The 14,560-nt window shown below is 38.8% G+C and carries 13 protein-coding genes; all 13 read right to left on the reverse strand.

The window, feature by feature from the left end; translation table 11 throughout:
- Window positions 1-64 precede the first annotated feature (64 nt).
- The gene (locus tag J5J03_RS05300; RefSeq protein WP_208586980.1) at window positions 65-811 is read right to left on the reverse strand and encodes an ATP-binding cassette domain-containing protein; all 747 of its coding nucleotides are present in this window, start codon (window positions 809-811) and stop codon (window positions 65-67) included.
- Window positions 789-1,595, reverse strand: a complete 807-nt coding sequence (locus J5J03_RS05305; protein WP_208586982.1) for an ABC transporter permease — start codon at window positions 1,593-1,595, stop codon at window positions 789-791. Before J5J03_RS05305 ends, J5J03_RS05300 begins: the two co-directional genes overlap by 23 nt.
- The gene (locus tag J5J03_RS05310; protein WP_208586984.1) at window positions 1,592-2,572 is read right to left on the reverse strand and encodes an ABC transporter permease; all 981 of its coding nucleotides are present in this window, start codon (window positions 2,570-2,572) and stop codon (window positions 1,592-1,594) included. Before J5J03_RS05310 ends, J5J03_RS05305 begins: the two co-directional genes overlap by 4 nt.
- A 27-nt stretch (window positions 2,573-2,599) precedes the next feature.
- Window positions 2,600-4,189 carry an ABC transporter substrate-binding protein gene (locus tag J5J03_RS05315; protein WP_208586987.1) on the reverse strand — a complete coding sequence of 530 codons (1,590 nt, stop codon included), beginning with the start codon at window positions 4,187-4,189 and terminating at the stop codon, window positions 2,600-2,602.
- 142 nt (window positions 4,190-4,331) lie between these two features.
- Complete coding sequence (larB, locus tag J5J03_RS05320; RefSeq protein ID WP_208586996.1) at window positions 4,332-5,075, reverse strand: nickel pincer cofactor biosynthesis protein LarB; 744 nt, start codon at window positions 5,073-5,075, stop codon at window positions 4,332-4,334.
- 190 nt (window positions 5,076-5,265) lie between these two features.
- A complete protein-coding gene (locus J5J03_RS05325; RefSeq protein WP_208586999.1) occupies window positions 5,266-6,729 on the reverse strand; it encodes a gluconokinase in 1,464 nt (487 codons plus the stop codon).
- 63 nt (window positions 6,730-6,792) lie between these two features.
- Window positions 6,793-7,593, reverse strand: a complete 801-nt coding sequence (gene larE / locus J5J03_RS05330) for an ATP-dependent sacrificial sulfur transferase LarE (protein ID WP_208587007.1) — start codon at window positions 7,591-7,593, stop codon at window positions 6,793-6,795.
- A 92-nt stretch (window positions 7,594-7,685) separates the two neighbouring features.
- Entirely contained in the window at window positions 7,686-8,456 is a 771-nt protein-coding gene (locus tag J5J03_RS05335) for a glucose 1-dehydrogenase (RefSeq protein ID WP_208587009.1), read from the reverse strand.
- 21 nt (window positions 8,457-8,477) lie between these two features.
- A complete protein-coding gene (locus J5J03_RS05340; RefSeq protein ID WP_208587011.1) occupies window positions 8,478-9,746 on the reverse strand; it encodes a nickel pincer cofactor-dependent isomerase, group 22 in 1,269 nt (422 codons plus the stop codon).
- A 134-nt stretch (window positions 9,747-9,880) separates the two neighbouring features.
- Entirely contained in the window at window positions 9,881-10,804 is a 924-nt protein-coding gene (locus J5J03_RS05345) for an AEC family transporter (RefSeq protein WP_208587013.1), read from the reverse strand.
- Between the two features lie 293 nt (window positions 10,805-11,097).
- A complete protein-coding gene (locus J5J03_RS05350; protein ID WP_208587015.1) occupies window positions 11,098-12,171 on the reverse strand; it encodes a Gfo/Idh/MocA family protein in 1,074 nt (357 codons plus the stop codon).
- Window positions 12,172-12,327: 156 nt separating this feature from the next.
- Window positions 12,328-13,347: a Gfo/Idh/MocA family protein gene (locus J5J03_RS05355; RefSeq protein WP_208587017.1), complete on the reverse strand. Its 1,020-nt coding sequence runs from the start codon at window positions 13,345-13,347 to the stop codon at window positions 12,328-12,330.
- Window positions 13,348-13,363: 16 nt separating this feature from the next.
- Window positions 13,364-14,524, reverse strand: a complete 1,161-nt coding sequence (locus J5J03_RS05360; RefSeq protein WP_208587019.1) for a Gfo/Idh/MocA family protein — start codon at window positions 14,522-14,524, stop codon at window positions 13,364-13,366.
- Window positions 14,525-14,560: the final 36 nt, after the last annotated feature.

Raw genomic sequence — 14,560 nt, forward strand, 5'->3', positions numbered from 1 at the left:
GAATAAAGTGAGTTAATGATAAAAATTTCTTACTCTCTTGTTAGATTTGCCATATAAAATAGTTTCATTTGAAAAAGAAATTCTGTGGTAGGGACTGCCATAATGCTTTGGTAAAAGGGTGTGCTAGATTCTGTCCTTCACCTGAGAAATGTTTAACATCCGTTACTTCAACTATTTTCCCTTGCGATAAAACAGCTACACGATCAGCAAGCTGAAGGGCTGCATCAAAATCATGTGTTATCAAAAGAATTGCTTTCCCAGCTTGTTGCACTTCTTTTAATAAGGCAATCATCTCATGTTTCGCCTCTTTATCAAGACCAGGGGTTGGTTCGTCGGCAATCACGACGCTGGCAGGGCTCCCTAGCGCAATAGTTGCTAATACTCTACGTGCTTGTCCTCCTGATAATTGAAACGGGTATCGTGCTGCAGTTTCAGCTTCCAGACCCAATCGCATTAATAAGTCAAGCACCGCCTGATGAGAGTCCTCTGTTTGAATTAAGCCCTCTATTTGTTTGCCAACTTTCATCAATGGATCTAACGCTTCTACTGATTGCGGTATCAATACGATATTTTTGCCACGGTCATGCTGATTAACATGAAGACCTTTGTACAATACTTCTCCTTTGTAACGCAGGTTATCAGGTAACAACTGTAAGATAGCTTGTGCTAATAAGCTTTTACCCGAACCACTGGAGCCAACAAGTGCCAAGACTTGACCTTTGGATAACGAAAAGGAAATATCCTTTAACAAGTAATGTTCTGACTGCTGATGATAAACAGATAATAAGTTAACCGTTAGTATAGTGTTCATAGGAGCGATCCCTTTCTAAATGGTGTTTGAATGCATTGGTAAAACGTTGAAATAACAACATCATCATTAACAGTGTCAATCCTGGAAAAAAGGCTAGCCACCACATACCTGAAGATAGGTATTGCATCGATTCCGATAAAATAATACCGATCGCTGGTTGTTCTGCTGATAAACCAAATCCTAAGAATGTAATCGATGCTTCATGTAAGATAGCATGCGGAAAAATTAAAGTGAAACCTACCATTAATTGAGGAAACAGGTGTGGAAGAAAATGATATCTTGCCCGCCACCAAAATCCTTTCCCTAGTTGTTTCGAGATTTGCACGTATGGCATTGTCTGCAACTGTAAAAGCTCCGCCCTAAGTACCCTCGTAATCGCCGGCCAGTGGGTCAGCATGAGACCTATTACTACTCCCTTAAATCCACCACCTAAAACAAATGAAATTAATATGAATGTAACAAGATGCGGTAAGCTCAAAAATAAATCGATCAACCAGGACACCATTTTATCCATATATGAATTGACCGTTGCTAGGATACTCAGTAAAAGTCCTAAAGAGGTTGAAAGCAATGCCGTCACCATACCAAGTGTAATACTAAGTTGGATCCCTTTCAACGTTCGGAGTAACATATCTCGTCCTAACCAGTCAGTGCCGTACAAATGCGATAAACTCGGCGCTTGATTTTTATTCGCTAAATCCACACTTATTGTATCTTTAATCAGGAATGATAGTATATAGACTGCTATAAATAGAAAAAGTGGAATTATCATGTTTTTTTTCATGACTTATTCCCCCTTTTTCGTAAACGAGGATCTAAAACAAGATATAAGATATCTGCTATCCAATTTCCAACGAAAACAAACACGGCACTAATCAGAACAATTGCCAGAAATAGCGGGATATCACCTTGCAGACCTGCATCCACCACCGCTTGTCCTAACCCTGGATAACTGAATACTTGCTCCGCGATAATTGCGCCACCAAACAATTCACCAAAAGAGGCAAAATGTACCGAAATAGCAGGCAACATCATGTTACGCAAGCCATGTCTTCTAAACAAATAGATACCTTCATAACCATTAGCTCTCGCCTGAAGAATATAAGGGGTCTTAAGTACATCGATCAATTTTTCTCGTGTATGTAAACAGACATTGGCAACCCCAATAATACTAAGCGTTAAAGCTGGTAAAATAGCATGATAGAGACGATCAAACAAAGTAATATCTCCTGTAGTCATGCCTATTGGGGCACTTAAACCTGTCGGAAAAATACCAAGCCAGACCGAAAACACCATTAAAAGTAATAGTCCTAGCCAGAACCCTGGTGTAGAAAGTAACAAATAACAATATCCTCTGATAACTCGGTCGATCCACGATCCCTTTTTCATGGCAGCAACAGAGCCTAACATAACCCCTAACATTCCTGACATAAGCCAAGCGAGAGCAATTAATAGAATCGAAGAGAAGAATCGATCAGCTATCACCTCTGTTACAGGCACTCGATGGATTAATGATGTACCGAAATCACCTGATAGAATACTAGAAATCCATTGTACATATTGAGTGAAAAGAGGTTGATCCAACCCCCAATATGCTTCGATCTGTTCCCGTTGTTCCGGACTTACCAACAGCATATCTGTCCCAATATAGGCTCGAATCGGATCAACTGGAGACATGCTGACAAGTAAGAAAGTAAGGAGACTTACCGCAAACAGCAATATCACTAATCGCAACAATTTCTTTATAATCGCAACTGCCATTCACGTTCGTCTCCTTTCTTCTCTATCCTATTCCGTAACTTTCCATTCTGTAATAAAATCAGTAATTGGCCAGCCATGACCATGAGGTTGTACCTTTTGTTCACCTATCCTAATATTTTCATTAATGTAATAAATATGATTAAGGTTCACTAGCCATACCCACGGTGCATCTCCTAATGTACTCATACCTGTATCGCCATCCCATTGGGCCAATTTCCAATATTCATTTGCCTCTTCTTCTGTACTTGCATGAATTGCTTGATCTAAATATTGATCTACTTGTTCGTTTTGATAGTAATTAGCATTATAGTAATCTATTCCTTGCATAGAGGAATGATATAAAGAATATAATTCAATAGGATCGTGACTTCCCCATCCCATCATGACAGGATTAGCATGCATTTTTTGTTCAATTTCGTTCCAGCTCGCACCTTCCGTAATGACCTTTATACCAAATTCATTGATCATGTCCGCGAACACAAGAGACAAAGATTGCCTCATTTGATCACCTGATGGATAATACAACGTCATACTAGCCTTTTGTCCATCTTTTTCAAAAATGTCATCTTCTCCACGCTGCCAGCCTGCGTCAGTTAGAATTTGTTCGGCCCGGTTTTGATCAGCATCTTCAATAGCTGTCTCCGTGTTTCCCCAAGGTAACCCATCCGAACTGGAATAAGCAACTGTTCCTTCACCATTTAACACACCATCCACAATGGCTTCTCGGTCAATCGCGTAATTGAGTGCCTTTCTGATTGCAGGATCTGACGTTACCGGATTACCGACTTCCTCACCATTTCCATTTGTAGTGGGCTCCAGATATGGTAGCATGACACCTCTATTGTCAACACTTTGTAAGGAGATTTGCTTCATGCCAGCAATTTCTTGATCGGCCATTGTAATCGGAACCGACAATACATCCACCTCTCCTGCTTTTGCTGCTGCTATGGCTTGATCTTCTCCCGAAAATAAAAAGGTAAGCTTTTCAAATTCAGGCTCATTTCCATAGTAACGTGGATTTTTTTCAACAATTAATTGCTCTCCTTTGCGCCATTCCACTAATTGATAAGGACCTGAACCGACTGGGTTTTCTGCATAACCTTCATCATAAGCGTGTTCAGGAACAACACCTAATCGTTGCAGTGTATATAAAAATGTTGATTGGGGCTGTGAAAGGTGAAAGGTTATCTGATAGTCACCTTCTTTATCAATACTTTCAAGATCAGCTAAGTCTACCACTGATTGCGATTGTTTTGCAGTTTCAAATGTAAAAATCACATCCTCAGCCGTTACTGGTTCACCATCAGAAAATTTTGCATCATCCCGTAGTGTCACTTCCCATGTTAATCCATCTTCTGAAACTTGGTAATCTGTTGCTAGATCGTATGTAATTTCCATTTCACTATCTTGTTTTAATAACGTACTTTGAAAAAGTGGTGAACCATATCTTCCCCAGCCTGTTGTTGGGTCAAAACCATCATCTGGTTCTCCGCCAATAGCTAATGTCAATTCGTTTGCTTGATCTGATTTTGCACTTGTTTCAGGAGTTGGTTTATCGTTACATCCCACTAAGGCAAAAATAACGATTATTAACATAATGAAACCGAATTTCTTCATAATAGATTGCTCCTTTTCCGAAAAGAAATAATGCTTATTATAACATGAACATGTCTTTAAATAGTAAAGTGAGACGTTTAGCATCATGATAAAACTCGCTCCGTTTTAACAGAAACGAGTTTATCACCGTGGAAATTTTTCGTTATGCTTGATTGGCAATTCGATGGATCATCACCGCATTATAGGCCCCACCAAAGCCATTATCAATATTGACCACGCTAATTCCTGATGCACAGGAATTGAGCATCGTTAATAATGCCGATAGCCCTTGAAAATTAGCTCCGTAACCAACACTTGTCGGGACTGCAATGATGGGGTGAGAAACAAGTCCACCAACTACACTTGGCAAAGCTCCTTCCATCCCAGCCACAACGACAGAAACGGTTGCCCCTCTTATTTCATCAATATGTGCCATTAAACGATGAATCCCGGCAACACCAACATCATAAAAACGTCTAACTTCCACACCATAAGCTTCGGCAGTTTTTGCCGCCTCTTCCGCAACAGGCAAATCTGAAGTACCTGCACAAACTACGGCAATATAACCGTTATAATGATAGGTATCTAGATCATTTTGCATAAATAGAGTTCTGCTTGTTTGATCGTATTGAAAATCTGGCAGTTGCTCGATAATTACTTGTGATTTTTCATATGTCACTCTTGTTATTAAAATATTTTCTTTTTTCGCCATCATTGCCCGGGAAATATCGATAATGTGTAATGGTTCTTTTCCCTCACCAAAAATGACTTCAGGAAAGCCTTGGCGTTTTTTTCGATGATGATCAACTTTGGCAAAGCCAAGATTTTCAAATGTAGCAAGCTTTTCCTTCGCCTCATCAGGTGATAGCTCGCCATTGGCTACTTTTCGTAATATATCTTCTAGCATTTCATCACATCCATCAACTGATACACAAATTTTTTATGGCCACTTTTAAGAAAAAACGGCAACCCACGCCGGCTCATCATTAAATGCTAAGTAAATTGCTCCACAACATATGCCAGAGCTAGGATCTTGGACTATTATCCCATACAAGTGCTGAAATATGAATTGAACCTATCAAAAAGTTCTTTCCCTTTTAAAAATACTTCTCTATATCCTTAGCAATTTGCTGGTATTTCGTAAATACATCTTTATATCTTTCATGGTTTTCCATATTTGGTTCGACAATTTGATCAATTGGAATATTCTCTTTTATCTGTTCGAATGATTTGACTTTATCAATTGCTACGAGGGCTGTCCAGCTTGCTCCCCATGCCGCTCCATGGTGGGTGTCAGCTAATTGTATTTCCTTGCCAAACACGTCTGCTAAAATTTGCACCCATAATGGAGATTTCGATAATCCACCATTTACAGAAATAGTTGTTGGTGCTCCTGCAATCTCTTCTAATGACTGACCAATTTGATACAAATTAAAAGCGATACCTTCTAATACGGCCCGAACTAACTGTGGACGTCGATGAGTAACGCTTAAACCATAAAAATTACCTCGTGCATTTTGGTTCCAAACTGGTGCTCGTTCACCATTCACATATGGAACAAAAAGTAATCCTTCTGCTCCAATTTCTACATTTTCTGCATCTGCTAAAAATTGTTCATGACTTCCTTCAAATTCCATCATATCCTTTAACCATTGTAAAGCAATTCCACCATTGTTCGTTGGACCACCAATGATCGAGGTATCCGAAGTAAAGGCATAACTAAAGGTTTCACCATTGTCATTTACATGTTGACCGGAAATTAATTGTCGGATTGCACCACTCGTGCCGACCGTTACCGCTACTTCCCCAGGTTTAATTGCTCCATTTCCTAAGTTAGCTAGTTGACCATCTGCAGCACCTATTACTAGTGGCGTACCTTCTGGCCATCCTAATTCAGTGGCAACATCCGGATTCAAGCCTTCAACCACCTCAGTTGGGCCAACAATCTTTGATAATTGTGCAAGTTCTACTCCTGCAAGCTCTAATGCTTCCTCTTCCCAATTTAATGATTTGACATTCATTAAACCGGTTGCAGATGCCATTGAATAATCTATTACACGTTTATCAAACCACTTAAATAATATATATTCTTTCAACGACATAAAATAAGCTGCCTGTTGATATGGTTCATAATTATTTTCTTTCATCCACGTTAATTTTAATAATGGTGACATCGGATGAATCGGTGTCCCAGTTTTACTGTAGATGTTTTTTGTGACAGCAGGGTCCAGATTCGCAACTAATTCACTACTTCTACCATCAGACCAGATCGACATATTGGATAGTGGGGTTCCATCCTCACCTACACAAATCAATGAGTGCATGGCACAGGAGATACCTACTGCTAATACATGTTGTTGTTTAGTTTTGGCAAAAACATCCTTTAATACTTCTCGGGTACTAGCTTCAATCTCATCTGGTCTCTGTTCGACAAAAGATGGTCCCGGATAATACGTTTGAATTAATTGTTCTGCTTCTACTTTTACCTTTCCTTGCAAATCAAATGCTACTGCTTTTACACTTGTAGTCCCGAAATCGAGACCAATGACTACTTCCTCCATAATGTCCTCCTTCACCTAGCTAGTAAAAGCTTTGGAAAAGATCCAAAGCTTTTACTCCTTTACCTATGATAGGGCACGGTTCATACTACCGCTTTTATAACCTACTAAGTCCATTGTAACAAATTTATAGCCATAGCTCTGTAATTTTTCCGTTACTCTTTGGTGATTTGCTAATAATTTCTGCATATCTTGTGGTTCTACTTCGATTCGTGCAATGTCTTGATGCGTACGAACTCTCACTTGACGAAGACCAATTGTTTTCAGAAAGGCTTCAGACTTTTCTACTTTAGTCAGCTTTGCCTTTGTAATAGTTTCACCGTAAGCAATCCTTGAAGATAAACATGCAAAAGATGGTTTATCCCATGTTGGTAAGTCCATTTGTTTAGACAATTCACGAATTTCTTCTTTATATAAATCTGCTTCTTGTAGTGGTCCACGTACACCTTGTTCTTTTGCAGCTTTCATGCCTGGACGGTACTCACTCATATCATCGGCTATGACACCATAGACAATGTTCTGAAAACCTTTTTCCTTCATAATCGGTACGAGATGATCGAATAAACTATTTTTACAGAAATAACAACGGTTTTTATCGTTTTCTGTATAACCAGGAATCGCTAACTCACTTGTTTCAATCACCTGATGTCTAGCACCAATATGCTCAGCTAGTCGTTTCGCTTCTTTTAATTCACTAGTTGGGTATGTTTCTGAATCAGCTGTAACTGCCAATACGTTACGGACACCTAATGTATCTACCGCTACTTTTAACAAAAAGGTACTGTCTACACCACCGGAAAAAGCCACTACTACTTTCTTCATTTCCTGGAGAATAGATACTAACTTTTGATGCTTTTGTTCATGCATGTTCTATCTCCCTCCCTTACGCGGTTTGTTGTCTTTTCAAGGTTATAAACAAGGAATAAAGACGTTAACACTTTGATCATGGTCTTTCTTTATTATATCGTCATGCTTCCAAATCCACCATCAACTCGTAGTAATTCACCAGTGACAAAACCACTTGCTTTGTCAGACGCAAGATAGACTGTTGCACCTTGTAATTCTTCTGGTTCACCAAAACGTTTGATCGGTGTGTGGTCCATAATAGACTGAACTCGGTCTTCACTAAGAATTTTACGATTTTGTTCGGCAGGAAAGAAGCCTGGAATAATCGCATTTACACGAATATTATGTGGAGCGAATTCACGTGCTAAGTATTGTGTTACACTATTAATCGCAGCTTTTGATGCGGAATAAGTAAACACCTTAGAAAGTGGGGTAGTAGATGATACGGAGGAAATATTAATAATACTTCCACCACGCTGCTGCTCTACCATCTTCTTTGCAAAAATTTGTGTAGCAAACACAATTCCTTTTAAATTCACATCCATAATTTTATCCCATTCTTCTGTTGTTAGTTCTAAATAAGGAGTAGTACTATTCATACCTGGCGCGTTAAGGAGAATATCCCATCCTCCTGACCACTCTTCAATTTCTTTTGCTACATTTTCCACTGTTGACAGTTCACTTACATCAGCCTTAAAAGCTTTTGCTTCGCCCCCAGCATTTTGAATTTCTTTAACAACTTCCTCAGCTTTATCAAGGTTACGGCCAACAATAGCTACTTTCGCTCCATGTTCCGCTAACCCCTTTGCCATGGAACCACCTAAAGTACTATTACCTCCAAGTGCAACTGCTACTTTCCCCGTCAAATCAAATAGTTTACTCATAGTATCCTTCCCCTCTTATATTTATTTCAGATTGCCTTCTTGATCAAACGAAAAGTCATATAAATCAGACAATTTTTCAATACGATCATGATTTTCTACATCTTCTAACATGTTTTCTGATACTTCAATCTCACCAATCTCTAATGTGTTTTTAATCCGAACTACTCTAGCTTTAGTAAAATCTAAAATATTACATGTTTTGATTGCTGCTTGAATCGCTGTTTTATCATTAGGCATTGCGGTTGAAATATGTGTTGGGCCAACAACGGTAGAAGTTAGACCATTAGCATATGTTGCCTCACGATTCATTTTGTCTACCAACTTTTGTGTAGTAAAGTCTGCAGTACCGACACCATTGGCATTCCCTTCTGTTTCTGAAGTTAGATCGAGAACGACCATCTTCGTTACATCAGGACCGCCATATGCATACGGTGTTGGATAGCGTCCTGTAATGTTCGGATCCATGCCATCACCACTGATGTTTTTACCTATTTCATCAATAATCAATACGTCAATTTGGTCAAAGAAAAGCTTTGGTAGAGACTTTTTAGCAAGCTTTTGAAGTTCTGGTTCACGATCTTCAATTTCTTCCGGTAATAGCACTTCTAATTCCGCTACTTTATCAAACGCGTTTTCCACAGTTGCGACACTAAACATAATCGGCATTTTATCGATAATAATTCTTGCCATTGCTGGTACGTGCTCTGCCATATGTTTGAAACCTAATTGGTGACAGGCTTCTGCACCTTTTTGTTTCCCTAACCCAATACTAATCATTTTCATAATGCCACTTTCGACAGGACCACGGAATGCTGTATGTGGTTTCACACGATTAATGACAACGATGCCATCTGCTTCCGAAGCTATTTTATCAATATAAATAGGTAATCCATTCTCTAGCTCATCAATTTTTATGACTTCCATCGATGAACGAATTTCTGCGCCTACTACCTCTTCTTTAACACCGAGATGCTCTAGTACTGCCTTTTGTCCTGGACCTGTTGCGCCACCATGGCTACCCATACAAGGCACAATAAACGGTTTAGCACCATGTTCTTTTAGAAAATCTATCGTTACTTTTGTCGTCTCCACAAGACGATCAAGTCCGCGACTACCCACCGCAACTGCAACTTCCATTCCAGGTTTGATTCGATTCGCAATATCTTTTTGATTCAATTGCTTATTCAATTCTACACCTAAATCATCAATTTGCTGGTCATCAAAGTATTGTTTCACTTTCATCATTTTAGGAATCGGAATATCTTGCACTAATTCATGTAAAATCCCCATCTGATTCACTCCTTTTTTGATTAATAGGATAACGCTTCATAATTTTATTGGACTGGATTGATTTTGTTTGATGCACCATTAATTGCAACCATGTGACATTACAATTCGTTGAAGTAACGTTTCTACGTCTGTACTTAAAACAGGAACTGAGCAACATAGACGGTTGCTGTGACAGTGAGCATGCTTGCTACTGTTGAGAACAATACGGTTTGCGCGGCTAGATCGGGATGACTTTTGTATTCTTCTGCGATAACGGCACTGTTAACGGAAGTAGGCATCGCTGAAGCAATAAATAATGCTTGTGCCATCACCCCATCCAATTGAAACAAACTAATAATAATAAATGCTACAACCGGACCACCAATCAAACGTAATGTAATACTTGCATAAACCGTGTATAACCCCTTTTTAAACTTCATTCTAGCTACTTGTGCACCTAGTGTAATTAACGCAAGTGCTATCATGGCATCAGCTATGTAATTCGCTGATACCCAAATTGGCTCAGGAATCGAAACATCCCATGCATTCAACAAAACCCCTGAAAGCATCGCATATAAGACAGGCATTTTAAAATAACCAAGTGCAGCCTTCCATTTTCCATCCTTAGCTGCTCTCAAGGAGAAAATCCCATAGGAAAAAAGAAAAATATTTTGCAAGGTTAACACAATAACTTGAATCGACATGGCATATGGATCACCGCGAAAAACTAAATCATTTACTGGTACACCATAATTGCCTGAATTGAAAAACATCACACTATTAGCAAATGTTGTCCTTTTTCCACCATTTATCTTCATTAACTTGGCAATTATTATCGCTGCTAAATAGAGCAAAAAAACAAGCAACAAAAAAAATGCTAATACATGTGCAAAAAGCTGGAGACTAAAGGTCGCCTCATACAATCTCACAAAAATAAAACCTGGTACAACAAAATAAATATTTAATTTTGCTAAGGTTGCTAAATCCAATGTGAATTTAAGATGTAAATAAAACCCAATTGCTAACAAAATAAAAATAGGGAGAATTACATCTTTAAAGATGACTAGAAACTCTGTCAAATGCTCACTCCCCTTTTATAACAACGTTGTTATTTTAATTTTATCACATAATTCTGGAAAAAGGAATATGAATTTTTATTACGGTCAGCTACTTTTTCTTTATCAAGAAATAAGTGAGGTGACAATGCGGTGAGATGTGGTCTATTCGTCGAGAAAACGATTTTTTCTTGCTTTCGCATCCTGTAGAGAGTTCGACTCGTCAGTAAATACAACTTCTATTCTATGTAAGCAAACGAAAAGGACTGCCCATAAGTGATTGATGGTAACTTACGGGGCAGCCTCTTGTTTAGTCTTTATGTTACCTTTATCGCTTGTTCTTGTGCTTGTAAACAGAGTTCAGCTGCTTTGAATGCGTGTTTTTGTGTCATCGCATTCTCGGTGCGATGCATACAATCTTTAATCAATTCACCAAAGAATGGAAAACCTACCTTTCCATTCAAGTCAAAATGCTTTTCCCCTTCTTGATTCACAAGATAAAGCTGATTTCCACCTTTATCTGTCGCTAAATCAACATACTTGCGAATTTCAATCGTTCCTTCTGTACCAACAATAAACATTCTTCCATCTCCCCAAGTTCTTAAACCGTCTGGAGTAAACCAGTCGACACGAAAAAATTGTGTTGCTCCATTATCTCCTCGTAATGTGGCATCACCGTAATCCTCCAACTCAGGATAATCAGGATTATCATAATTACCAACTTTGCTGTGCAATACTTCTGCATCTTCACATCCAGTATAAAATAAAAATTGCTCAATCTGGTGGCTACCTATGTCGCATAATATACCACCGTACTTCTCTTTTTGGAAAAACCAATCTGGTCTACTCGGTGCATTTAAGCGGTGTGGGCCAAAACCTGTAACTTGAATCACTTTACCGATCGCACCTTGTTCGATTAGTTGCCCTGCAAAAACAGCACTCTCCACGTGCAACCGTTCACTGTAATAAACCATATATTTTTGTTCTGTTTCTTCTACCACCTTTTTGGTTTCTTCTAATTGTTCGAGGGTTGTGAATGGTGTTTTGTCTGTGAAGTAATCTTTCCCCGCTCTCATAACACGATTGCCTAAGGTACTTCTCTCAGATGGAATGGCTGCTGCTGCAACAAGCTTCACTTCTTGATCGTCTAACACTTGTTCTAAAGACTCTGCTTGTTGGGCTTGTGGAAATTTTTTTAGAAAATTATCTACCTTTTCTTGGTCTGGATCATAAACCCACTTTAAAGTAGCACCAGCTTCCAATAGTCCATTACATTGTCCGAAAATATGGCCATGGTCTAATCCTGCTGCTGCAAAGACAAATTCCCCTTCTTTGACAACTGGATTCGGCTTTCCTTTTGGTGCATAGATCATACCATCTGCTTTACTCATTCCACTAACACTCCTTACATCTTTTAATCTACTACCTATTGTAAGTGTTTTCAGGTGATTTTCCTAATAAAAACATTTATCACGACTAAACGTCGGTAAGATCCCACCTCAAGCTTCAAGTAACAAAAAGCTAACAAAGGACTTGGCGGGCTTTTCTTATGTTTGGTCATGAAAAAGATTCATTTTCATTGTTTGTTTCGTGTCTGAGGATTCCCGAATCAAATGAATCATTTCCATCGAAATTTGCGCATCTTTTACATGAATATACTCATTACTATCCTCCATAATTGCTTGATAAAATTGATCAATTAATTTTACATGACTTGCTCCATAATAAAATTTAGTGCCTGGTAATTTTCGATCTTCTGCCAATCTCACTTTCTTTCCATTTTCATTGGTAATCGTTAAAATACTGTCTTTTATCGTCAGTATTGCCTTCTTTAAGTTAACTTGAAATTCGACAGAGGAGTTCTCGGAATTAGAATTAGTCGCAAAAAAGAGACCTGTGGCACCATTTTGATATTTAATATGAGCAGTTGCAGTATCCTCCACTTCATAGCCATAATCTAGTAAACAATCGATCGAACCTCGAATACTATCTATCTTGCCGCCCAACCATTGTAAAAGGTCTAATGTATGAATCGATTGGTTGATCATGACACCACCCCCGGCCAATTCCATCGAACCACGCCATGGCTTTGCATCATAGTAGGATTTTGGACGATGCCATGTGACAATTCCTTTTACCCCTTTTACTTCCCCGTATTTACCACTAGCAATAATCGATGCCAGTTCTTCCACGGTTTCATTCAATCGATTCTGAAGACTGACACATATTTTTACATCAGGGTGTTGCTCTTCCAATTCTACGATGGCACGGCTGTCTGTTACATGATGTGCAAGAGGCTTTTCCAATATTACATGCACGCCGTTTTCTACAGCTGCTTTTGCTGCTGGATAATGTAAATAGTGTGGCAAGCAAATATGGACACAATCAAGGACTATTTCGTCTAACATAGCTTGATAATCTGTAAAAAAAGGGACTCCTTTTACACTATTCTCTAATAATGGATCTATATCACAAGCTGCTGTTAATTCAGCATGTGCATTTTCGTTAATCGCCGCTAGATGAATCTTTGAAATATCACCGAGGCCAATTATTCCAACTCGCAGCACTATATCACACCCTTTGTCATGAATGAATGTTTGATCTGATTTCTTGTTCTCTTAACTTGTTTAGTTCTTCTAGATATTGCTTTTCATCGATTGGCAAAGTTACTTCTTTATTCAACCAGCTTGATAGATGCATGGCGTTTGCCAGTTCCACGCCATGAATCCCATCACTACCTGGTGCAATCAATGGAGTTCCATCTAAAATATTGGCAGCGAAATTTTCTAAAACAGCAATATGTTGTCCCCCCCACACACTATCAAAATGCAACACTTCCTCTTGATAAATCGCGCCCGGTCCTTCACCTTGGAATAATTTTGATACTTCTCGCATCGACATCGTATCGCTCATTTCTTTTTCCGGTTTATTTAATCGTTTTATCGTTACTTTTTTACTGTCATCCACAACAATTTTTCCTTGGTCACCATGAATTTCTAAACGATCCGTTCCCATCACATCATGAGTACAAGTAATAAATACACCAGTTGCACCGTTTCCGTAATCTAATACCGTTGTTACATCATCTTCTACAGGGATGTTTCGTTGGTAGCCATATTGTGCCTTCGTGTAAATCTTTTCTGGCATCCCACAGATCCATTGGAGTAGATCAATTTGGTGTGGTGCCTGGTTTACTAATACACCGCCACCTTCACCATCCCATGTCGCTCGCCATGAACCTGCATCATAATAACCTTGTGGACGCCACCAGGTCGTAATAATCCAGTTTGTTCTTCTAATATTTCCTATTTCTTTGTTATCAATGATTCCTTTTACTTTTTGATAAAGAGGATTGGTGCGCTGATTAAACATAATTGCGTAAGTTAGATCTGGTTTAGTTTTGGCGAAGTCATTGATTTCTTTAACTTGTTTAGTATATACACCTGCAGGCTTTTCCAAGAGTGCATGAATATCACGTTCAAGGGCTTCGATTCCCATTTCCGGATGTAAGTAATGTGGGACACAGGTTACAACCGCGTCAACATTTCCACTATTTAACATCTCAAGATAATCTTGATAAAAAGGTACTCCCGGAAATTCTTGATCTGCACGTTTTTTCTTTTCGGGATCATTATCACAAAGCGCGCCAATCTCCATATTGCTAATACGACCTTCTTTAATCATATTTCCATAAGCTCCACCCTGCTGTCCTAAACCAATGATTCCTAATCTCACTTTTGCCATTTGTTTGTCACTCCTTCTATATAATGCCAGAAAAAT

The sequence above is a fragment of the Gracilibacillus suaedae genome (assembly GCF_017599345.1).
In the GTDB taxonomy this organism is placed as follows: domain Bacteria; phylum Bacillota; class Bacilli; order Bacillales; family Amphibacillaceae; genus Gracilibacillus; species Gracilibacillus suaedae.

Bases quoted from the DNA above. Each gene is read 5' to 3' on its own strand.
- J5J03_RS05300 (WP_208586980.1), bottom strand. From the start codon at position 811: ATGAACACTATACTAACGGTTAACTTATTATCTGTTTATCATCAGCAG.
- J5J03_RS05305 (WP_208586982.1), bottom strand. From the start codon at position 1,595: ATGAAAAAAAACATGATAATTCCACTTTTTCTATTTATAGCAGTCTAT.
- J5J03_RS05310 (WP_208586984.1), bottom strand. From the start codon at position 2,572: ATGGCAGTTGCGATTATAAAGAAATTGTTGCGATTAGTGATATTGCTG.
- J5J03_RS05315 (WP_208586987.1), bottom strand. From the start codon at position 4,189: ATGAAGAAATTCGGTTTCATTATGTTAATAATCGTTATTTTTGCCTTA.
- larB (WP_208586996.1), bottom strand. From the start codon at position 5,075: ATGCTAGAAGATATATTACGAAAAGTAGCCAATGGCGAGCTATCACCT.
- J5J03_RS05325 (WP_208586999.1), bottom strand. From the start codon at position 6,729: ATGGAGGAAGTAGTCATTGGTCTCGATTTCGGGACTACAAGTGTAAAA.
- larE (WP_208587007.1), bottom strand. From the start codon at position 7,593: ATGCATGAACAAAAGCATCAAAAGTTAGTATCTATTCTCCAGGAAATG.
- J5J03_RS05335 (WP_208587009.1), bottom strand. From the start codon at position 8,456: ATGAGTAAACTATTTGATTTGACGGGGAAAGTAGCAGTTGCACTTGGA.
- J5J03_RS05340 (WP_208587011.1), bottom strand. From the start codon at position 9,746: ATGGGGATTTTACATGAATTAGTGCAAGATATTCCGATTCCTAAAATG.
- J5J03_RS05350 (WP_208587015.1), bottom strand. From the start codon at position 12,171: ATGAGTAAAGCAGATGGTATGATCTATGCACCAAAAGGAAAGCCGAAT.
- J5J03_RS05360 (WP_208587019.1), bottom strand. From the start codon at position 14,524: ATGGCAAAAGTGAGATTAGGAATCATTGGTTTAGGACAGCAGGGTGGA.